21 protein-coding genes and 1 tRNA gene are annotated in these 20,631 nt (G+C 68.3%); 14 read left to right on the forward strand and 8 right to left on the reverse strand.

The features are described from left to right. Positions 1 to 51 precede the first annotated feature (51 nt). Genes egtB through egtD form a run of 3 tightly spaced genes read left to right on the forward strand, consistent with a single transcriptional unit; the run spans position 52 to position 3,334 of the window. Complete coding sequence (gene egtB / locus KO481_RS38815) at positions 52 to 1,392, forward strand: ergothioneine biosynthesis protein EgtB (protein ID WP_215923550.1); 1,341 nt, start codon at positions 52 to 54, stop codon at positions 1,390 to 1,392. Next, entirely contained in the window at positions 1,392 to 2,366 is a 975-nt protein-coding gene (locus tag KO481_RS43725) for a class II glutamine amidotransferase (RefSeq protein ID WP_245402151.1), read from the forward strand. Before egtB ends, KO481_RS43725 begins: the two co-directional genes overlap by 1 nt. Continuing rightward, a complete protein-coding gene (gene egtD, locus KO481_RS38825) occupies positions 2,363 to 3,334 on the forward strand; it encodes an L-histidine N(alpha)-methyltransferase (protein WP_215923551.1) in 972 nt (323 codons plus the stop codon). The genes KO481_RS43725 and egtD overlap by 4 nt, the downstream gene beginning before the upstream one ends. 57 nt (positions 3,335 to 3,391) lie before the next feature. Here egtD and KO481_RS38830 read toward each other — a convergent pair whose 3' ends face one another. After that, positions 3,392 to 4,015, reverse strand: a complete 624-nt coding sequence (locus tag KO481_RS38830; RefSeq protein ID WP_215923552.1) for a TetR/AcrR family transcriptional regulator — start codon at positions 4,013 to 4,015, stop codon at positions 3,392 to 3,394. Between the two features lie 105 nt (positions 4,016 to 4,120). On the opposite strand from KO481_RS38830, the gene KO481_RS38835 reads away from it, so the two are divergent. From KO481_RS38835 to KO481_RS38850, 4 genes are read left to right on the forward strand one after another with little or no spacing between them, the layout of a single operon-like run. Next, positions 4,121 to 5,350 (forward strand): alkane 1-monooxygenase, encoded by a 1,230-nt coding sequence (locus KO481_RS38835; protein WP_215923553.1) that lies wholly within the window; start codon positions 4,121 to 4,123, stop codon positions 5,348 to 5,350. Continuing rightward, positions 5,350 to 5,517 carry a rubredoxin gene (locus tag KO481_RS38840; protein WP_215923554.1) on the forward strand — a complete coding sequence of 56 codons (168 nt, stop codon included), beginning with the start codon at positions 5,350 to 5,352 and terminating at the stop codon, positions 5,515 to 5,517. The genes KO481_RS38835 and KO481_RS38840 overlap by 1 nt, the downstream gene beginning before the upstream one ends. 15 nt (positions 5,518 to 5,532) lie before the next feature. Further along, entirely contained in the window at positions 5,533 to 5,718 is a 186-nt protein-coding gene (locus KO481_RS38845; RefSeq protein WP_215923555.1) for a rubredoxin, read from the forward strand. Continuing rightward, on the forward strand, positions 5,715 to 6,953 hold the full coding sequence (locus KO481_RS38850; RefSeq protein ID WP_215923556.1) for an NAD(P)/FAD-dependent oxidoreductase: 1,239 nt from the start codon (positions 5,715 to 5,717) through the stop codon (positions 6,951 to 6,953). Before KO481_RS38845 ends, KO481_RS38850 begins: the two co-directional genes overlap by 4 nt. A 119-nt stretch (positions 6,954 to 7,072) precedes the next feature. Here the strand turns inward: KO481_RS38850 and KO481_RS38855 are convergent, their stop codons facing one another. The 6 genes from KO481_RS38855 to KO481_RS38880 all read right to left on the reverse strand — a co-directional run bounded on the left by KO481_RS38855 (position 7,073) and on the right by KO481_RS38880 (position 11,399). Continuing rightward, entirely contained in the window at positions 7,073 to 7,717 is a 645-nt protein-coding gene (locus tag KO481_RS38855; RefSeq protein ID WP_215923557.1) for a DUF2461 domain-containing protein, read from the reverse strand. 30 nt (positions 7,718 to 7,747) lie between these two features. Continuing rightward, positions 7,748 to 8,176: a hypothetical protein gene (locus KO481_RS38860; protein ID WP_215923558.1), complete on the reverse strand. Its 429-nt coding sequence runs from the start codon at positions 8,174 to 8,176 to the stop codon at positions 7,748 to 7,750. Positions 8,177 to 8,309: 133 nt separating this feature from the next. Next, on the reverse strand, positions 8,310 to 8,618 hold the full coding sequence (locus tag KO481_RS38865) for a hypothetical protein (protein ID WP_245402152.1): 309 nt from the start codon (positions 8,616 to 8,618) through the stop codon (positions 8,310 to 8,312). Positions 8,619 to 8,759: 141 nt separating this feature from the next. Beyond that, complete coding sequence (locus KO481_RS38870) at positions 8,760 to 9,740, reverse strand: ribose-phosphate diphosphokinase (protein ID WP_215923559.1); 981 nt, start codon at positions 9,738 to 9,740, stop codon at positions 8,760 to 8,762. Further along, positions 9,737 to 11,227 carry a bifunctional UDP-N-acetylglucosamine diphosphorylase/glucosamine-1-phosphate N-acetyltransferase GlmU gene (gene glmU, locus KO481_RS38875; protein WP_215923560.1) on the reverse strand — a complete coding sequence of 497 codons (1,491 nt, stop codon included), beginning with the start codon at positions 11,225 to 11,227 and terminating at the stop codon, positions 9,737 to 9,739. The genes KO481_RS38870 and glmU overlap by 4 nt, the downstream gene beginning before the upstream one ends. 101 nt (positions 11,228 to 11,328) lie before the next feature. Continuing rightward, positions 11,329 to 11,399, reverse strand: a tRNA-Gln gene (locus tag KO481_RS38880). Between the two features lie 411 nt (positions 11,400 to 11,810). Between KO481_RS38880 and KO481_RS38885 the strand changes: the two genes are divergently transcribed. From KO481_RS38885 to KO481_RS38910, 6 genes are all read left to right on the forward strand, one after another. After that, on the forward strand, positions 11,811 to 12,461 hold the full coding sequence (locus tag KO481_RS38885; RefSeq protein WP_215923635.1) for a TetR/AcrR family transcriptional regulator: 651 nt from the start codon (positions 11,811 to 11,813) through the stop codon (positions 12,459 to 12,461). A gap of 166 nt (positions 12,462 to 12,627) precedes the next feature. Continuing rightward, complete coding sequence (locus KO481_RS38890) at positions 12,628 to 13,275, forward strand: TetR family transcriptional regulator (protein ID WP_215923561.1); 648 nt, start codon at positions 12,628 to 12,630, stop codon at positions 13,273 to 13,275. 82 nt (positions 13,276 to 13,357) lie between these two features. Further along, the gene (gene mfd, locus KO481_RS38895; RefSeq protein WP_215923562.1) at positions 13,358 to 16,969 is read left to right on the forward strand and encodes a transcription-repair coupling factor; all 3,612 of its coding nucleotides are present in this window, start codon (positions 13,358 to 13,360) and stop codon (positions 16,967 to 16,969) included. A gap of 20 nt (positions 16,970 to 16,989) precedes the next feature. Continuing rightward, positions 16,990 to 17,655 (forward strand): nucleoside triphosphate pyrophosphohydrolase, encoded by a 666-nt coding sequence (locus KO481_RS38900; protein ID WP_215923636.1) that lies wholly within the window; start codon positions 16,990 to 16,992, stop codon positions 17,653 to 17,655. 15 nt (positions 17,656 to 17,670) lie between these two features. After that, the gene (locus KO481_RS38905; RefSeq protein WP_215923563.1) at positions 17,671 to 18,270 is read left to right on the forward strand and encodes a Uma2 family endonuclease; all 600 of its coding nucleotides are present in this window, start codon (positions 17,671 to 17,673) and stop codon (positions 18,268 to 18,270) included. Positions 18,271 to 18,284: 14 nt separating this feature from the next. Beyond that, the gene (locus KO481_RS38910; RefSeq protein WP_215923564.1) at positions 18,285 to 18,518 is read left to right on the forward strand and encodes a DUF433 domain-containing protein; all 234 of its coding nucleotides are present in this window, start codon (positions 18,285 to 18,287) and stop codon (positions 18,516 to 18,518) included. Here KO481_RS38910 and KO481_RS38915 read toward each other — a convergent pair. Beyond that, entirely contained in the window at positions 18,505 to 19,467 is a 963-nt protein-coding gene (locus KO481_RS38915) for an AraC family transcriptional regulator (protein WP_215923565.1), read from the reverse strand. The genes KO481_RS38910 and KO481_RS38915 overlap by 14 nt on opposite strands. A 102-nt stretch (positions 19,468 to 19,569) precedes the next feature. Between KO481_RS38915 and KO481_RS38920 the strand changes: the two genes are divergently transcribed. Then, positions 19,570 to 20,481 carry an MBL fold metallo-hydrolase gene (locus KO481_RS38920; RefSeq protein ID WP_215923566.1) on the forward strand — a complete coding sequence of 304 codons (912 nt, stop codon included), beginning with the start codon at positions 19,570 to 19,572 and terminating at the stop codon, positions 20,479 to 20,481. Positions 20,482 to 20,631: the final 150 nt, after the last annotated feature.

Below are 20,631 nucleotides of genomic sequence, written 5' to 3' on the forward strand. Positions count from 1 at the left end.
CCGTATCGAAGCGCCGATCATCTTCGGCGCGAACCACATTGGAGTTCTCCCATGACCGTTCATCTACCCGGTACCGACCATGCCGAGACCGAGCGCCTGCGCGAGCGCATCGCGCAGGTGCTCGTCCGGGCGCGCGATCGGACCGCGACACTCACCGAGTGCCTCGACGAGGCCGAACTGGTGGCCCAGCATTCGCGCCTGATGAGCCCGCTGGTGTGGGATCTGGCGCATATCGGGAATCAGGAGGAATTGTGGCTGGTCCGCGATGTCGGCGGCCGGGAACCGGTGCGCGAGGACATCGATCGGCTCTACGACGCCTTCCAGCATCCGCGGGCGGATCGGCCCGCCCTGCCGCTGCTCGCGCCCACCGAGGCCCGCGCCTACACCGCCACGGTGCGCGAGAAGGTCTGGGATGTGCTGGCGGACAGCGATTTACGGGGCGGCCGGCTGATCGCGGGCGGCTTCGCCTTCGGGATGATCGCCCAGCACGAGCAGCAGCACGACGAGACGATGCTGGCCACGCACCAGCTGCGTACGGGACCGGCGGTGCTGGCGGCGCCGCCCGCGCCCATGGCGGCCGTGCCGGTGTCGGGTGAAATCGTCATCCCGGCAGGCGAATTCGTCATGGGCACCTCGACGGACCCGTGGGCCCTGGACAACGAGCGGCCCGCGCACCCGGTCCGGTTGCCCGGCTTCGCGATCGACGCGGCGCCGATCACCAACGCGCAGTATCTGGAGTTCATCGACGACGGCGGATACCACCGTCCGGAATTGTGGTCCGAGCGCGGCTGGGCGCATCGGCGGTCCGCGGACCTGTCCGCACCGCAGTTCTGGGAGCAGGACGGCGGGGGTGCCTGGTGGCGAAGGGTTTTCGGCACGATGACCCGGCTGCGCCCGCGGCAGCCGGTGGTGCACGTGTGCTGGTTCGAGGCCGAGGCGTACGCGAACTGGGCGGGCAAGCGGCTGCCGACCGAGGCCGAATGGGAGAAGGCCGCGCGCTTCGATGCGGCGACCGGGCGCTCGCGCCGCTATCCCTGGGGCGACGCCGATCCCGGCGACGCCACGGCCAATCTCGGGCAGCGGCACCTGGAACCAGCCGATGTCGGCGCCTATCCGGCCGGGGCCTCGCCGGCGGGCGTGCACCAGCTGATCGGCGATGTCTGGGAGTGGACCGCCTCGGGCTTCGAACCGTATCCGGGATTCGAGGCGTTCCCGTACCGCGAATATTCCGAGGTGTTCTTCGGCGGCGACTACCGGGTGCTGCGCGGCGGGAGCTTCGGCGCCGATCAGGTGGCCTGCCGCGGCACCTTCCGCAACTGGGACCATCCGATTCGCCGCCAGATCTTCTCCGGCTTCCGGCTGGCCCGAGACCTGCGATCGGACGAGTGCTGATGTGCCGCCACCTGGGCTATCTCGGGCCTGCCGCGCCGGTCGGCGAGATCCTCACGCGCGGCACGCATTCCCTGCGCAACCAGGCGTGGGAGCCGCAGGACATGCGCGGCGGCGGCACCATCAATGCCGACGGGTTCGGCGTCGCCTGGTGGCTGCGGGACGGTGGCGTCAGCAGATATCGCAACCCCGCGCCGATGTGGACCGACCCCGCGGTGGATGAGGTGCTGCCGCAGCTGCGTTCGACGGCGGTGCTGGCCGCGGTGCGCTCGGCCACCGTCGGTGCGCCCGTCGAACGCAATGCCAACGCCCCGTTCACCCACGGCCGCTGGGCATTCAGTCACAACGGCCGGATTCCGGACTGGCAACCTGCGCTCAGCGAGATCGCCACCGAATTCGGCTCGCCCCCGCTGCTCGAGGCCGAATCCCACACGGACTCAGCCGCGCTCTGGGTAATCGTGCGCGGACTGCTGGAAACTGCTGATACCACAACCGGAGCCCGCGCTGGTGAGGCCGACGGTGCGGAATCCTTCCCGCACAGCGAAAGTCTCGTACCGACAGAGAAAAACGCTGCCAATGGTGCGCATCCGGATGGTCGGTCTGCGGAGGGGGCCGCAACGACTGCTGTCGCGACCGGACCGGGTTCGGTGCAATCCGCCGTTGGTCGGCGCCCCGCGAACCCGGCGGCGAATGATCCCGCGCAGGTGCTGCCACGAGTTATCCGCGCAGTCCTCGCCCGTTCACCCCGATCGCGCCTGAACCTGCTGTTGGGTGACGGCGAAACGCTCTGGGCCACCACCATTCACCACGCACTGTCCGTCCTGGTGACCGACGAGTTCGCGGTGGTGACCTCCGAACCCTACGACGACGATCCGCGCTGGCAGCACATTCCGGACCGGCGGCTGGTGACGCTGCGGCCGGGCCGGTTCTCGATCGTCACGCTCGACTCCGAAGAATCCGAAAGGGCACTGGCATGACCGCACCGATGGTGGACATCCATCTGACCGACCACGACCTGGCCATGGCACTGCGCGCCGATGCCCTGCGCGGGCTGACCTCGAGCCCGAAGACGATGCCGCCCAAGTGGTTCTACGACGCGCGCGGCAGCGAGTTGTTCGAGGCGATCACCGAACTGCCCGAGTACTACCCGACGCGCACCGAGCGCGCCCTGCTCGAGCGGGTGGTCGGCGAGATCGCCCGTACCGCGCAGGCCGAGGTGCTGGTGGAGCTCGGCGCGGGCTCCGCGGCCAAGACCCGCCTGCTGCTCTCGGCCCTGAGCGCTGAGGGGCCATTGAAAACCTATGTGCCGCAGGATGTCTCCGAGTCGGCGTTGCGCGGCGCCGCCGAGCAGATCACCGCCGAGTTCCCGGGCCTGGCGGTGCACGGCGTGGTCAGCGACTTCACCGACACCCTGCACAATCTGCCGGGCGGTGGCAGGCGCATGATCGCCTTCCTCGGCGGCACCATCGGCAATCTGGTGCCCGCCGAGCGCGCCGAATTCCTCTCGAGCGTCGCGCAGGTGCTGGAGCCGAGGGAGCAGTTGCTGCTGGGCGCCGGGCTCGTCATCGATCCGGCGGTACTCGTCCCCGCCTACGACGATGCTGCCGGTGTCACCGCCGAGTTCAACCGGAATGTGTTGCACGTGTTGAACTCCCGGCTGCATGCCGATTTCGATCCGGACGCGTTCGCGCACATCGCGCTGTGGGATGCGCGGAACGAATGGATCGAGATGCGCCTCGAGGCCACCCGGGACATGACCGTTACGGTGGCCGATCTGGATCTGACCGTCGAATTCGCCCGCGGTGAGCAGATGCGCACGGAGATCTCCGCCAAGTTCCGCGTCGACGGGCTCACCGCCGAGCTCGACGCGACCGGATTCCGGGCCGAACAGGTGTGGACCGATCCGCAGCACCGATTCGCGTTGATACTCGCCGAACGTCGCTGACGTTCGTTGCCGCAGAGCCGGCGGCGCCCGCCGGGGGGCGGCGCCGGCTCTGCGCTGTCACGGTGCGCCGAGGGGGGACCGCAGGCCGGTGAACACGCGGCTGATCACCAACTCGATCTGATCGGTGGCGCGATCGATCGGGCCGACCGGCTGGAACAGGTGACTCAGCGTCAGCCGCACCAGGATCTCGACCATCGTTTCCAGGTCCTCATCGGACATGGCGGGCACCTCGTACTGGGCCCGCAAGGCGGCGGTGAGCGCCGTGACCGCCCGGCCGAGCACGGGTTCGGGCTCGGTGACCAAGGCGGGCAGCAGTGTCGTATCGCCGCTGTGACGGCCCGACAGCACCGCCTTGAGCAGGGTGTTGTCCGCGCCGGTGCGCAGGGTGTACTCCGCGGCGCGGGCCATACCGGTGACGGGGTCGTCCGGATGTTCGGCCACCGTGGCCACGATTCCGCTCAGGAAGGTGCCGAGCTCACGCTCGATGAGCGCGTCCGCGAGCGCCTGCCGGGTGCCGATCTCCTTGTACAGCACCGGTCGGCTGATCCCGACGTCCTTGGCGATGCGGGACATGTTCACCGCACCCCACCCCTCGGTACAGACCACGTCACGGGCCGCGTCCAGGGCCCGTTCACGCAGCAGCAGACGCATCTCGGTCTGAAAGTTCGGCGCTTCAGCCATGGGGGCCATCCTACGTCAGCGGTAGATGTGACTCTGTTATTGACAACTCTACCTGAGTTGTATTCACTGGATACACATTCGCTGAAAGTGTAAACGGAGTCTGACATGACGACATCTCGAATCGGGGAATCGGAGCGCTCGGAGGCCGAGCCCCGGCCGTGGCGCGATCGAAAGCGATACCTGTGGCTGCTCGGGCTGGTGGCGCCGACCGCGCTGTTCATCGCGACCGCGCTGGTCTGGGCGTTCAATGAGCTGGGCTGGAACCTCGTGGCGCCGGTCTGGTGGTGGGTCGGCCCCCTCCTGGTCTACGTGGCGCTGCCGCTGCTGGATCTGTTCTTCGGCCCCGACGGCCACAACCCGCCGGAGGAGGTGATGAAGCAGCTGGAGAACGACAAGTACTACCGGTACTGCACCTACGCCTACATTCCGTTCCAGCTGGTCGGCCTCGGCTTCGCCTGCTACCTGTGGACGGCCTCGGACCTGTCCTGGCTGGGCATCCACGGTGGCCTGGGCCTGGTCTCCAAGATCGGGCTGATGTTCAGCGTGGGCGCCATGGGCGGCATCGGTATCAACACCGCCCACGAACTCGGCCACAAGAAGGACGAGCTGGAGCGCTGGCTCTCGAAGATCACGCTGGCGCAGACCGCCTACGGCCACTTCTACATCGAGCACAACCGCGGCCATCACGTGCGGGTGGCGACGCCCGAGGATCCGGCCAGCGCCCGTTTCGGCGAGACGTTCTGGACGTTCCTGCCCCGCAGCGTCTGGGGCAGCCTGTCCTCCTCGTGGGAGCTGGAAAAGGCTCGCCTACATCGAATGGGCAAGAGCCCGTGGACGATTCACAACGACATCCTCAACGCCTGGCTGATGACCGTGGTGCTGTGGGGCGTGCTGGTCGTGATCTTCGGACCGATGGCGCTGCCGTATCTGATCGGGCAGGCCATCTATGGCTTCACGCTGCTGGAGACGGTGAACTACCTCGAGCACTACGGGCTGCTGCGGCAGCGGACCGCGAGCGGCCGGTACGAGCGCTGCACCCCGGTGCACAGCTGGAACTCCGATCACATCGTGACCAACATCTTCCTGTACCACCTGCAGCGGCACAGCGACCATCACGCCAACCCCACGCGCCGGTATCAGACGCTGCGCAGCATGGACGGCGCGCCGAACCTGCCCAGCGGTTACGCCAGCATGATCACGCTTGCGTACTTCCCGCCGCTGTGGCGCCGGGTGATGGACCACCGGGTGCTGGACCACTACGACGGCGACATCACCCGGGTGAACATCCAGCCCCGCAAGCGGGACCGCGTGCTGGCGAAGTACGGAGCGTGCTGATGTCCGCCTATCGCTGCCCGGTCTGCGACTACCTCTACGACGAAAAATCCGGCGCGCCCCGCGAGGGATTCCCGGCCGGCACCCCGTGGTCCGCGGTACCCGACGACTGGTGCTGCCCCGATTGCGGAGTCCGGGAAAAGCTCGACTTCGAAGCCGCCACCACCTGAGGAAAGGACTCCCCGATGAGCATCGACTACAAGCTGTTCCGTTGCCTGCAATGCGGTTTCGAGTACGACGAGGCGCTGGGCTGGCCCGAGGACGGCATCGCGCCCGGCACCCGCTGGGACGACATCCCCGACGACTGGTCCTGCCCGGATTGTGGTGCGGCCAAGTCCGATTTCGAAATGGTCGAGGTCAGCCGGGCATGAGTAGACGGATCGTTATCGCGGGCGCCGGCGTCGCCGGTGCCACCGCGGCCAAGACCCTGCGCGCCGCGGGGTACACCGGCCGGATCGTGCTCGTGGGCGCCGAGCACCACGGACCCTACCGGCGTCCGATGGTGTCGAAGGATCTGCTCGCGAACCCCGACGCCGCCGCCCGCAGCCTGCTGGAATCCGAAGGGTCCTGGGCCGAACGTGATATCGATCTGCGGCTGGCGACCACGGTCGCCGACATCGATACCGACCGCCGCCGCGTCTGGCTGAGCAGCAGCGAGGCGCTCGACTACGACAGCCTGCTGCTGGCGACCGGCGCGCAGGCGCGGCGGCTGGAACACCATCACCATCAGCCGATGCGGGTCCGCACGCTGCGCGGCGTCGCCGACGTCGAACCGCTGCGGGCTGCGATCGCGTCCGGACCGCTGCTCATCGTCGGCGCGGGCCTGGTCGGACTCGAGGTCGCGGCCACCGCGCGCGGGCTCGGCGCGTCCGTGCGCGTTCTGCACGCCGGCTCCGCGCCGCTGGATCGCATTGTGCCACCGCAGATCTCGGACCTGGTGCGGGACTTGCACGCCGAACACGACGTGCTGATCGACAACGATGTGCGCCTGGCGGGACTCGAGCAGATCGACAGCGAGGGTGTCGTCGCGACGGTCGCCGACGGGCGCACCTGGCACGCCTGCTCCGCGCTGGTCGCGATCGGCGCCTCCCCCGACACCGCCCTGGCCCGCACGGCCGGAATCGCTGTGGACAACGGCATTATCGTCGACGAGCAGTTCCGGACCTCGGCCCCGGGAGTCTTCGCCGCCGGCGATTGCGCGAATGTGTTCACCCCGCATCGCGACCGGCACGAGCGCAGCGAACACTGGAACAGTGCCCAGGCCCAGGGCGCCGCCGCCGCGAAAGCGATGCTGGGACAGCCGATCACCGGCATCGACGTGCCGTGGGGCTGGTCCAGTCAGTACGGGCTCAGCCTGCAATTCGCCGGATGGCCGCATCCGCACGACGAACTCGTCGTCCGGGGCTCGATCGAGGCGCGGAACTTCACCGCGTTGGCGCTGACCGACGGTGCGCTCGTCGGCGCGGTCGCGGTCGGGCGCCCGAAGGACATCCGGGCGGCACGGGCACTGATCGCCGCGGGCGCGGTGCGGCCGGGTTCGGAATGGGCCGACGAATCGGTCGACCTCGTCGCCCCGGAGCCGGTCCCGTTGCCCATGCGGGGCTGAGCGTCAACCATCCACGCCCGTAAGCCGTTTCGCCCGCCTGGTGGTTGCCGCCCGAACGCGACGTAGCGTGCGGCGAGCTCCGGCGTCACGCGGCGCCGAATGCCGACCGCGCCGGGATGTCAGTCGCGGATACCGCTCGTGACGGCGGCGATCCACTCCATGACCGGGCGCATGGTCTCCCAGGACTTGCGAATCTCCTTGGCCGCGCGCGGAGTTGGCAGCCAATCCGGCGCGCCGAACTCCCGGCTCACCACCAGGGATTTGTGCCGGAGCAGATCGATGCGCGGGTGGTCGGCCGGATAGCCCTTGGGGCGGGTTTTGAGCTTGTCGCCGCCGACGGTGTACCCGGCGGACGTGACCTTCGCGAGGATCCGCTCCAACTCGTGCCCGCGCACCTCGTCTGCGATCGTGGTGCGTAGCCGCGCGAGCTGATCGGGTGTGGCGGCGTAGATTCCGGCGGCGACGAACAGCCCGGCCGCGCCGATCTGCACGTACCACCCGGCCCCGGGCGCGGCGTGCACCACCGCGCCCTGATGGTCCTTGTAGGGCACCTTGTCCTTGGAAAATCGCACGTCCCGGTACGGCCGGAAGAGCTTGGCCGGGCCGAAATCGGGCTCCAGCTCGGCAATCAGCGCGGCCATCGGCTCGCGCACCGCGGAGTCGTAGACCTGCTTGTGCGCGGTCCAGAACGCCTTGGAATTGTCCGCCTCGAGGTCCTCGTAGAAATCCAGCCCCGCGAGCGGGAATCCCATGAATCCACTCATAAGCAGAACCCTAGCGCGGTGCTGTGACACCTAACGGTGGTGCCGGTGCAGGTGCAGCGACGGCGCGACCCAGAAGATGACGACCAGGCCGACGACCGTGGCCGCCACCGAGGCCAGCGCGGCCCACTTGCCCAGGCGTTCGCCGCGGCGATGACCGATCGCACCCAGCACCAGACCGATCAGGCCCAACGGCCAGATGCACGAGACGAGGGTGATCGCGGCGCAGACGAAGCCGACCACCGAGAACACCGAGAACGGCTTTCGGGTGGCGGGCGCCTCGGGCTCGACCGGCGGGCACCGGCACGGAACCGGGTCGGGGCCGAGACGTTTCCAGCTGCCGGACGTCTCGTCCTCGGGCGGATGCGGGGGGTGCGGACCGGGAGTCGGCTGTTCGTCCGGACCCTGCCGGGCTCCCGGATACTTCCAACTGCCGGGATCGTCGGAGAACTCGGGTCCCATGACACGTCCCCCTTCGCTGTCGATGTTCCCGTGCAACGTACTGGTTACCACGACAGCGGCGTTCGCGCGCGGCGACGGGCCCTCGGGGTCGGTGGGCCGGTGAGTCGGGCGGTCGCAGGGGCGGTGAGCGGGGTCAGTCGCGCGGCTCGTCGACGACTTCCATGGCTGCGAGCTCGGCCGGACGGTCGTCCTCGGCGCGCTGCTCGTCCCGGCGGCGGCGCTTGGTCCACGACTGTTCGAGATCGGCGGTGATGCCCTGGCGGCCGTCGTCCTGGTGGTAACCGATGACCAGATTTCCCGGAGGGTCGGCGATATAGCGCTCGTACTCGCGGACCTCGTCGGCCTGCTCGTCGTCGCCCAGGTCGTAGTCCAGGTCCGGCTCGGCCTCGTCCATCTCGAGGACCTCGTCGATCAGCGGATCCTGTTCCTGCTCCGGGGTCATGTTTCACCGCCTCTCCGCAAGAGCGCAACGTCGGTAATTAGCCCCAACGCTACAGCCGAACGTGCACGAAGAGAATGGGTGCGCGGTGTCGATGCGAGTCGTGCCGCGGTGTGCGATCACACCGCGGGCACGGCCCGGTTCTCAGGCGTTGCCGTTGAACAGGCCGGTGACGGACCCGTTCTCGAAGACCTCACGGATGGTGCGGGCCAGCAGCGGAGCAATCGAGAGCACCGTCAGCGAGGGGAACTTCTTGTCCTCGGTGATAGGCAGCGTGTTGGTGACGATGACCTCCTTGGCGCCGCAGGAGGACAGCCGCTCGGCGGCCGGGTGCGACAGCACGCCGTGGGTGGCGGCGATGACGACATCGCCCGCCCCGGCCTCGCGCAGCACGCGCACGGCCTCGGCGATGGTGCCGCCGGTGTCGATCATGTCGTCGATCAGGATGCAGGTGCGGCCCTCGACGTCACCGACGGGGCGGTGCGACTTGACCTGGTTGGGCACCAGCGGGTCGCGGGTCTTGTGGATGAACGCCACCGGGGCGCCGCTGAGCGAATCGGCCCACTTCTCGGCGACCTTGACCCGGCCCGCGTCGGGCGAGACGACGGTGACGTTCTCGGTGCTGTAGTGCGTGCGCACGTACTCCGACAGCTGGATCAGCGCGTGCATGTGATCGACAGGGCCGTCGAAGAAGCCCTGGATCTGGTCGGTGTGCAGATCGACGGTGATGATGCGGTCCGCGCCGGCGGTCTTGAGCAGATCGGCGACCAGGCGGGCGGAGATGGGCTCACGGCCGCGGTGCTTCTTGTCCTGGCGGGCGTAGGGATAGAACGGCAGCACCGAGGTGATTCGCTTGGCCGACCCGCGCTTGAGCGCGTCGATCATGATGAGATGCTCCATCAGCCATTCGTTCAGCGGAGCCGGAAAGCTCTGCAGCACAAAGGCATCCGAGCCGCGCACCGACTCTTCGAACCGGACGAAGATCTCGCCGTTGGCAAAGTCGCGCGCGGTTTGCGGGGTAATGGAGACGTCGAGTTCCTTCGCGACCTGCTCGGCCAACTCGGGGTGAGCGCGCCCCGAGAACAGCATCAGGTTCTTCTGGTTGTCGGTCGAGAACGCGGTCACTCTGTGTTGCCATCCTTTTGCTCGATTGCCTGACTCGCCCTGTCGGCGGCCGCGATTGCCTCGGCCGCGGCCTGCGCTGCAGCAGTTCCGGGACGGTTCCGCTGCACCCAGCCCTCGATATTGCGCTGCGCCCCGCCCGACACGGCCAGGGCACCCGGCGGAACGCTTCTACGCAGCACAGTACCCGCCCCTGAATAGGCTCCGTCACCCACCGTGATCGGCGCGATGAACATGGTGTCGCTGCCGGTGCGGACGTGTGAGCCGATGGTCGTGTGGTGCTTGTGCACGCCGTCGTAATTGACGAACACGCTGGACGCGCCGATGTTGCTGTACTCGCCGATCGTCGCGTCGCCGACGTAGGTCAGGTGCGGCACCTTCGAATGCGCGCCGATGGAGGCGTTCTTGGTCTCGACGAATGCGCCGAGCTTGCCGGAAACCCCGACGACGGTGCCCGGCCGCAGATACGCAAAGGGGCCGATGGCCGAATGGGGACCGATGGTCGCGCCCTCGCCGTGGGTGCGCACCACCCGCGCGCCGTCGCCGACCACCACATCGGTGAGCGTGCTGTCGGGCCCGACCTCGGCATCCTCGCCGATCACCGTGTTGCCCAGCAGTTGGACGCCGGGCCGCAGCACCGCGTCGCGCCCGATCCGCACCCCGACGTCGATCCAGGTGGTGGCGGGGTCGATGACGCCCACCCCGGCCCGCATGTGCCGCTCGACGATGTACCGGTTCATGGTGCGCGCGGCCGCGGCCATCTGCACCCGGTCGTTGACCCCGGTCACCTTGGCCGAATCGATCAGGCGTGCGCCGTGCACCGGATGCCCGGCCTCGCGGGCGAGCTTGAGCACGTCGGTCAGGTACAGCTCGTGCTGGGCATTGGCCGTGGTGAGCCGGGAGACCATCGTGCGCAGCACGGTCACGTCGAAGACGTAGACGCCCGAGTTGACCTCGGTGATCGCGGCCTGCTCGGGGGTGGCGTCGGCGTGCTCGACGATCTCCCGCACGCGCCCCTGCGCGTCGCGCACGATGCGGCCGTAACCGTTGGCGTCGTCGGGCACGAAGGTCAGCACGGTGACCGCGGAGCGCTCGGAATAGCTGCGGTGATCCGCCAGCAGCGCCGAGAGGGTGTGCCCGTCCAGCAGCGGCACGTCGGCGGAGGTGACCAGCAGATCGCCGGTGAAGTCCTCCGGCAGGGATTCCAGGGCGCACTGCACCGCGTGCCCGGTGCCCAGCTGCTGTTCCTGGATGGCCGGGGTGATCTGTCGATTCAGTTCCGCCGCAACGGCATTCACCGCGGCGCCGACCTGTTCGCGGTCGTGGCCGATGACGGGGATCAGGTAGGAGGGGTCGATCTCGTGTGCGGCGTGCAGGGCATGCGCGAGCATGCTGCGGCCGGCCAGCGAATGCAGGACCTTGGGCGTCTTGGACCGCATCCGGGTGCCTGCCCCGGCCGCGAGAACGACGACGGCGGTCTGCTGTGGCATGGATCTCCCTCGGCTGGCGTCGTCGGGCTTCATCGTCGTACGTACACTGTTCGGGCCTGCTCGCCCCGGACGGGGACCAACCATAGTCACCGCGTCCCGCGCTCCGCCGCCAGGACTCGAACCTGGACTAACTGAACCAAAATCAGTGGTGCTGCCATTACACTACGGCGGATTGTCACACCGGCGGATCGTCGAACCCACCGCTGCGCCACGGCATGCGGGATAGATCCTCGCATGCGAGAGCCCGATAGGGCTAGTCAGTCCCGCCTCCCCGAGAATTCAGCCTGCCGATGCAGGCCGCGAGCCTTGCTCGTCGGGCCGGTGGTTGACGGCCCGGTCGGGGTGGGCCCGTCCCCGGTGAGTTGCCCATGGGCTTACGAAATCAGTGCTCTCGCTGGCACATCGTCGCCGGATCGCCTGCGCCGAGAAAGTCGGCGAGTTGTGAAGGCGTACAGCGCGGATACAGGGTACCTGGAACAGCGAACAACTTCGTCTGCAAGAGTTGTCGGAGCAGATCTGATGGATGCGCATGGGAGGTGTTGCGATGACCACCGGTGAGCACGGCCGGTCGGGGCGCCCGCGCATGACCGGGACACAGCGGCGCCAGCAGCTCATCGAGATCGGGCGGGCGCTGTTCGCCGAGCGCGGCTACGACGCCACCTCGATCGAGGAGATCGCGCAGCGCGCGCAGGTGTCCAAACCCGTTGTCTACGAACATTTCGGCGGCAAGGAGGGGCTCTACGCGGTGGTGGTGGACCGCGAGATGTCCTCGCTGCTGGACATGATCACCTCCTCGCTCACCCGCAACCGCTCCCGGGTGCGGCTCGAGCAGGTGGCGCTGGCGTTGCTGACCTACATCGAGGAACGTACCGACGGCTTCCGCATCCTCATGCGAGACCAGCCCGCCGCCGCGGCCGAGGGCACCTACTCGAGCCTGCTGAACGAGGCGGTGAATCAGGTCGCGCACATCCTCGCCGGCGATTTCGAGCGGCGCGGCTTCGACACCAGCCTGGCCACGCTCTACGCGCAGGGGCTGGTCGGCATGGTCGCCACGGCGGCCACCTGGTGGCTGGACGAACGCCAGCCCTCCAAGGAGGTGGTCGCGGCGCATCTGGTCAACCTCTGCTGGAACGGCCTGACCCATCTCGAGGCCGATCCGCAGCTGGCGTCGGAGTGGCCCGACCGGAGCGCCGCGCGGAGGCAGGGTGCAATGGGGCAGGAACTGGACAGTTAACCCAAAATTAGCGACGGAGGCTGGTCTGAATGCTCGATTCCACTGGCGGGCGCCGGTCGGGTGGTACGGTTCACCCATCCTTCAAGTGCTGTTCGAGCTGTGATGTCGGTCAACTTCGGGATGTCGGTCTACTTCGGGATGGCTGGTTTGAGGACAGGCGGATCTGATGGCTAGGCAAGCGCGCGCGGAGATTACGCGCGATTCCGTCCTCGCGGGCGCGGCCGATGTCTTTCTGCGCCTGGGCTACGCGAACGCGAGCCTGAGCGAGATCATCGCGCAGTCGAACGTTACCAAGGGCGCCCTGTATTTCCACTTCGGCTCCAAGGAGGAGCTGGCGCGCGCCGTGGTCGATCAGGGTAACGAGCGACTGGTCAGTGCCTGCCAGGGATTCTTCGATCCGCGCGTGCCCGCGCTCGAGGCGTGCATCGGAATCACCTATGTGGTCGCCGATCTCACGATGAACGACCCGATGGTCGGCGCCATGCTGAAGCTCACCCATCAGATCGGCGACTACCGCGGCGCCACCGGCGACAACATCGCCAAGACCTGGGGCGAGACGCACCGCGTACTGTCCGAGCGCGCCATCGCGCAGGGCGACCTGAAGCCGGATCTGGACCCGGAGACCATCGGCCTGCTGCTGCAGGAGATGACCGCGGGCGTGCACATCACCGCCGTCGGCACCGAGTCCATCGATCAAATGGCCGTGCGCATGGAACGCGTCTGGTACTTCCTGCTGCCCTCGATCGTGCCCGAGGAGAAGGTGGCCTATTTCCGGGAGTTCGCGGCCCGCAGGCTCCGTCGCTACGTGCCCTAGACCGCGGGTGGAACTCCTGTCGGTGGCGGTGACTAGACTCGTTTCGCCGCCCTAACCGCTTAGCTGCGCCAGGAGTCTGTTCATGTCCACCCAACGTCCACCTCTTGCGGGACTGGCCGCGGTGGCCGGCGCCGATGCGGCGCTCGCCCAGGTCGAGAGGCTGATCGGCCGCACGCCCGTGCAGTTGGTGGCGCCCTCGGCGGTGCGGCCGTTCGTGGCCGCGGCGATGGCCGGGCAGCGGCCGCTGGTGGTGGTGACGGCGACGGGGCGTGAGGCCGACGATCTGACGGTGGAGCTGGCCGAGATCGTCGGCGACGGAGTGGCCCTGTTCCCCTCCTGGGAGACGCTGCCGCACGAGCGGCTCTCGCCGAGCGCGGACACGGTGGGGCGCCGGCTGCAGGTGCTGCGGCGCCTGGCGCATCCCGACGACGCGTACTCCACCCCGCTGCGCATCGTGGTCACCACGGTCCGGTCGCTGATGCAGCCGATGGCCTCGGGCCTGGGCGATATCGAGCCGGTGGTGCTGCGCATCGGCGCGGAATTCGATTTCGACGAATTGGCCGAGCGCCTGGTCGAATTCGCCTACGAGCGCGTCGACATGGTCGGTAAGCGCGGCGAGTTCGCGGTGCGCGGTGGCATTCTCGACATCTTCCCGCCCACCGCGGATCATCCCGTCCGCGTGGAGTTCTGGGGCGATGAGATCAGCGAGCTGCGGCCGTTCTCCGTCGCCGATCAGCGCTCGCTGTCCGAGGTCGCGGTGGATGTGGTTGTGGCGCAACCGTGCCGGGAGCTGCTGCTGACTCAGGAGCTGCGCATGCACGCGGCCAAGGTGGCCGCGGAGAATCCGGCCGACGCCGCGCTGGTCGAGATGCTGGACAAGCTGGCCGAGGGCATTCCGGTCGAGGGTATGGAGGCGTTGCTGCCGGTGCTGCGCCCGCAGGGCCTGCAACTGCTGACCGAGGTGCTGCCCGCGGGCACCCATGTGCTGCTGTGCGATCCGGAGAAGATCCGTACCCGCGCCGCGGACCTCGTCCGGACCGGACAGGAATTCCTGGAGGCGTCGTGGACGGCGGCGTCGTTCGGCGGCGCGGCCCCGCTCGGCGCGCACGGGCTGGATCTGGCGGCCTCGGCGTATCGCGGGCTGGATGTCGTGCACGCCAACGCCGACGAGCGCGAGATGCCGTGGTGGACACTGAGTCCGCTGTCGTCGGGAGATCCGGCCGAGGTGGTGCTGCCGGTCATGTCCGCGCCTGCCGCGCGCGGCTCGCAGGAGTTGGTCGCGACGGTGTTCGCCTCGCTGCGGGCGCACGTGACCACGGGCGGGCGCGCGGTGATCGTCGTCGCGGGACACGGTACGGCGCAACGCTTTCTGGAGCGCCTCGGTGAGGCCGAGGTGCCCGCGGCCACGCTGGAGCCCGGCGCGGAGCCGGTGCGCGGGCTGGTCGGGGTGCTGTGCGGGTCGCTGCACGACGGCATCGTGTTCGACGACGCCAAACTGGTAGTCATCGCCGAATCGGATCTGACCGGCAACCGGGTCACCGCGCCCGGCGAGGGCAAGAAGCTGCCCGCGCGCCGCCGCAACCAGGTCGATCCGCTGGCGCTGAGCTCCGGCGACATGGTCGTGCACGATCAGCACGGCATCGGCCGCTTCGTGGAGATGATCGAGCGCACCGTCGGCGGGGCTCGGCGTGAATACCTGGTCATCGAGTACGCGCCCGGCAAGCGCGGCCAGCCCGGCGATCGGCTGTTCGTGCCGATGGATTCGCTGGATCAGCTCTCGCGCTACGTCGGCGGGGAGATGCCGAGCCTGTCCAAGCTCGGCGGTTCGGACTGGACGAATACGAAACGCAAGGCGCGCAAGGCCGTTCGCGAGATCGCCACCGAGCTGGTGCAGCTGTATGCCGCGCGCCAGGCCGCGCCGGGGCACGCCTTCGGCGCCGACAGCCCGTGGCAGCAGGAGATGGAGGACGCGTTCGCGTTCACCGAGACCCACGATCAGCTCACCGCCATAGCCGAGGTCAAGGCGGACATGGAGAAGGCGGTCCCGATGGACCGGGTGATCTGCGGCGACGTCGGCTACGGCAAGACCGAGATCGCGGTGCGCGCGGCGTTCAAGGCGGTGCAGGACGGCAAGCAGGTCGCGGTGCTGGTGCCGACAACCCTGCTGGCGCAACAGCATCTGCAGACCTTCGCCGAGCGCGTCGCCGGATTCCCCGTGACGGTCAAGGGCCTGTCGCGCTTCACCGATCCGGCCGAATCCCGGGAAGTGCTGGAGGGCATGACAACCGGCGAGGTCGACATCGTCGTCGGCACGCACCGCCTGCTGCAGACCGGCGTGCGGTGGAAGGATCTGGGCCTGGTCGTCATCGACGAGGAGCAGCGGTTCGGCGTCGAGCACAAGGAGCACATCAAGGCGCTGCGCACCCATGTCGACATGCTGACCATGTCGGCCACGCCGATTCCGCGCACCCTGGAAATGAGCCTGGCGGGCATCCGCGAGATGTCCACCATCCTCACCCCGCCCGAGGAGCGCCATCCGATCCTTACCTACGTCGGCGCCTACAACGACAAGCAGGTCGCCGCGGCCATCCGCCGCGAGCTGCTGCGCGACGGCCAGGTGTTCTACGTGCACAACCGGGTGTCCTCGATCGACAAGGCGGCCAAGCGGATTCGCGATCTGGTGCCCGAGGCGCGGGTGGCGATCGCGCACGGCCAGATGAACGAGGACACCCTCGAGCGGACCGTGCAGGGCTTCTGGGAGCGCGAGTTCGACGTGCTGATGTGCACGACCATCATCGAGACCGGCCTGGACATCTCCAATGCCAACACGCTGCTCGTGGAACGCGCCGACACCCTCGGCCTGTCGCAGCTGCATCAGCTGCGCGGGCGCGTCGGGCGCAGCCGCGAGCGCGGGTACGCGTACTTCCTGTACCCGCCCGAGAAGCCGCTCACCGAGACCGCCTACGACCGGCTGGCGACCATCTCGCAGAACTCCGATCTCGGCGCGGGCATGGCCGTGGCGATGAAGGACCTCGAGATCCGCGGCGCGGGAAATGTGCTGGGCGCCGAGCAGTCCGGGCATGTGGCCGGGGTCGGCTTCGATCTGTACGTGCGGCTGGTCGGGGAGGCGGTGGAGGCGTATCGCGCCGCGGCCGACGGGAAGCCGATCGTCACCGAGGAGGAGGTCAAGGAGGTTCGCATCGACCTTCCGGTGGATGCGCACATCCCGCCCGACTACATCGGCAGCGACCGGCTGCGCCTCGAGGCTTATCGCAAACTCGCTGCCGCCCAGGATGATTCGGCGCTGGCGAAGGTCGTCGAGGAGCTGGTCGACCGGTACGGCCCGCTGCCGGTGGAGGTCGGGCGCCTGGTGTCCGTCGCCCGGCTGCGGCTGCTGTGCCGCGAATACGGGCTCACGGAGGTCGGCGTCACCGGCACCACGCTGAAGCTGTCCCCGATGCAGCTGCCGGACTCGAAACAGTTGCGGCTCAAGCGTTTGTACCCGGCGGTGACCTACCGCCCGACCACCGGCATCGTGCAGCTGCCGCTGCCGCGCGTGGAGGACAGCGTGGGCGCGGCCCGCGTGCGCGATGTGCAGCTGCTGCAGTTCATCGCGGATCTGCTGCTGGCGCTGGACGGTAAGCCGCAGGGGATGGTGGACCTGCGGGTGGCGACGGAGATGTCGGAGCGGTGAGCGAGGCGGATTCCGCCCGGATGGCGCGCAGCCTTTCCGAGGCCGTCGAGGTGATGGACCGGCTGTGGAATTTCGGCGGCTGGGAGGTCACCCAGACCCACGATTCGCTGCGCCCGTACCTGCTCGAGGAGACCTACGAGCTGCTGGATGCCATCCAGCACGAGGACAGCGAGACCATCCGCGAGGAACTCGGCGACCTGCTGCTGCAGGTGCTGTTCCACTCCCGCATTGCCGAGGCCGCGGGCGAATTCACCGTCGACGACGTCGCCGCGGCCCTGGTCGCCAAACTCGTCCACCGCAGCCCCCACCTGCGCGATGCGCCGATCGACCGGGCCGCCACCCTGCAGGAGAAGATCGCCGCCCAGGAAAAGGCCTGGGAGGAACGCAAAACCAGCGAGAAGGCCCGCCGCTCCTGCCTCGACGGCATCGCCATGGCCCAGCCCGCCCTGGCCCTGGCGGAAAAGATCCTGTCCCGCAGCCGCCGCGCGGGCCTGCCGGACGAGTTGATCCCGGCGGATTTGCGCACGGTTCACCTGGGCGGCGAGGACAGCGCCGAGGAGCGGTTGCGCAAGGCCGCGCTGAGCTTCGCGGCGCAGATCCGCGCCGCCGAGGATGCCGCCGAGGCCGCGCGCGGCGCCCGCCTCCCTCTGTCGGCCACCGATTGGTGCACGTACTGGCCTCGCTGACCCTCTACACTGGCTGTGAGCGGGGATCTGAGCACGCCGTTGGACGGAAAGGGTGGTGAGCCGGTCATGGCGCATGCGTTCGCTTATGACGACGTGGATCCCGAAGCGGCGCTCAAATACGCGGTGCAGATCATGGATGAGCGGGCAGAGGTCGTGGAGGGGCGGTTCGTACTGGTGTCACCGACGTGGGATCACGAGAACCTCGTAGACCTGATTCGAAACCAGCTGTATCAGCGGGTGCGGGAGCTGGGGTGCCGGATGGGTTCCGGCAATCTGGATTTGCCGCGGTCGTCCAATTGGTACGTACCCGACTTGGCGGTGGTTCCGAGCGAGCTTGCCAAGGGCGGTGGTGCGCTCCTTCCCGATCAGACGTTGCTGATCGTCGAAGTAACTTCGAAATCGAACGGTGATACCGACCGTAAGGTCAAGCGCGAGCGATATGCGCAGTATGGCGCGCCGCTCTATCTGCTGGCGGACCGTCAGGAGCGGAGCTGGACCCTATATTCGGACCCGCACGACCTCGGGTTCGCCGAGCAGGACGGCCCGCATCTGTTCGGTACTCCGATCGTGCTACCGGATCCGTTCGGGATCACGGTGGACACCTCCGATTTCTGACATCGGTGAACGGCATGTCCCGACTGCATCGGATCAATTCGGACCCGGGTATCTGCCACGGCAAACCAGTCGTGCAGGGGTTGCGTTATCCAGTCGGGATGCTCCTCGAGCTGCTGGCCGCCGGGATGAGCATTGATGAAATCCTGGCTGACTATCCCGACCTCGAGCGGGACGATGTGCTCGCTGCCCTCGAGTATTCGACGCTTGTCACCGCGAGGCGGACAACAATTCCGTTCAACGCGGAATAAGGTTCTTCGTCGGCTCGCCGAAGGTGGGCGATTCGGTTGGGGCGTAATACTTTTCGCGATAGCGGCCGGGGGTGGTCCCGAACTGCCTCTTGAACGCGTGCGAAAAGGCATAGGGCGTGGCATATCCCACCTGTTCGGCGATCGTGGCCAGGGGTTCACTGGTGTCGCGCAGCGACGCCGCGGCCAGCGTCAGGCGCCACCAGGTCAGATAGCCCATCGGTGGCTGGCCGACGAGTGCGGTGAAGCGGCGGGCCAGGGTGGCGCGGGAGACGGCGGTCTCCGCGGCCAGCCGGTCGGTGGTCCAGGCGGCCGACGGGTCGGTGTGCAGCGCGCGCAGGGCCGCGGCGGTCACCGGATCGTTCAGTGCCGCGGGCCATACGCCGGTCCGATGGTCGTCCATCCACGCGCGGAGCATGTAGATGAGGAGCAGATCGAGCAGGCCGGGCACGGCGATGCAGGACCCGGGGCCGCGCCGGTCCAATTCGCGCCCGAGCAGATCGATGGCCGCGCGCAGCTCGGGGTGTTCGCCGATGCGGGCGGGCAGGTGGATGAGCGCCGGCAGCTCCTCGACGAGGGGATGCTGCCCGCGCCGGTCGAGCCGGTACTTGCCGCAGAGGATCTCGAATCCGGCTGTCCGCGAATCCACTTCGACGATCTCCTCACGCCAGCGCTCGAAGGGGATCGCCCGCGCCGCGGTGGCCGGATCGGCGGGAGAATCGGCGATCACATGCCCGATCCCGTGGGGCAGCAGCACCGCGTCGCCGGGGCCGAGCAGCACCGGATCGCCGCCGTCCGGCAGCACCCAGCAGCTGCCCCGCAGCATGATGTGGAAACCCGCACCGTCGTACGGATCCAGGCGCGTGCACCAGCCGCCGCCGCGGGACCGCAGCCGGTTCGACGACGGTTGCCCCAGGCGCATGGCGGCGATCGCATCGCTGAGTACGTCCATGCGTTGATGATAACTCCGATACTCATCCATGAGACGATCCAGTATTTCTGCGAGCCGAATAAGCATTGATCAGCGCACAGTCGCGTTTTTAAGCTCGAGGACATGGAGAGTTCGAAGAGCATCGTGCTGGGGGATGTCGAGATCTTCCGGGTGATCGAATTGCAGGGCCCGCTGCGGCCGGGCCCGGATCTGGTGCCGGGTATCGACGCGCAGACCTGGCGCGACAATGCGGAGTGGCTGGCGCCGGGGCACTGGGACCCGGGCACCGAACTGACCCTGGGCGCCGTGCAGACCTGGGTGCTGCGCAGCGGCGGCCGCACCATCCTGATCGACACCGGCGTCGGCAACGGGCGCGAGCGGCCCAGCAGCGCGATGTTCCACCAACGGCAGAGCGATTTTCTGGAACGCCTGGAGCGGGCGGGGGTTCGCTCCGAGGACGTGGACATCGTGGTCAACACCCACATCCACGGCGACCACGTCGGCTGGAACACCCGCGACTCCGACGGCGAGTGGATCCCGTCATTTCCCAACGCGCAGTATCTGATTCCGGCCGCCGACGACGCCTACTACGGCCCCGCCGGCGGCTACGCCCACGCCCGCCGCCCCGACGATCGCCTCCTCTACGAGGACAGCATCGCCCCCATCCACCGCGCCGGCCTGTCGACGCTCTGGGACGGCACCCACCGCATCGACGACAACCTCACGCTCGAATCGGCCCCCGGCCACACCCCGGGCTCGGCCGTGGTGCGCCTGGCCTCCGGCCCCGACCGCGCGGTCTTCGTCGGCGACCTGGTCCACACCCCCATGCAACTCCTGCACCCCTCGCACAGCAGCTGCCTGTGCCTGGACCCCCATCAGGCCGCCGCGTCCCGTCACCGCATCCTCGAACGAGCCGCCGATGAACGGGAATTGGTCGTCCCCGCCCACTTCTCCGGCCCCGGCGCGGTGGAAATCCGCCGCACCGGAACGCATTTCACCCTCGGCGAGTGGGCCGCCACCGAGCTACCCCGCTGAACCATCGCGGCTGACTCGTTGGCGCGCGGGAGCCTCGAAGCCGATTCGGCAACCCTCCTTATTAAAGGTTGCGACCGCAGCTACCCGGCGGTCAATGCGGCGATCGAACGACTCGCGGAGGTCGGCATTCTCCGCCAGCTTTCGGTCGGG

This window comes from Nocardia albiluteola (genome assembly GCF_018860155.1).
GTDB lineage: Bacteria > Actinomycetota > Actinomycetes > Mycobacteriales > Mycobacteriaceae > Nocardia > Nocardia albiluteola.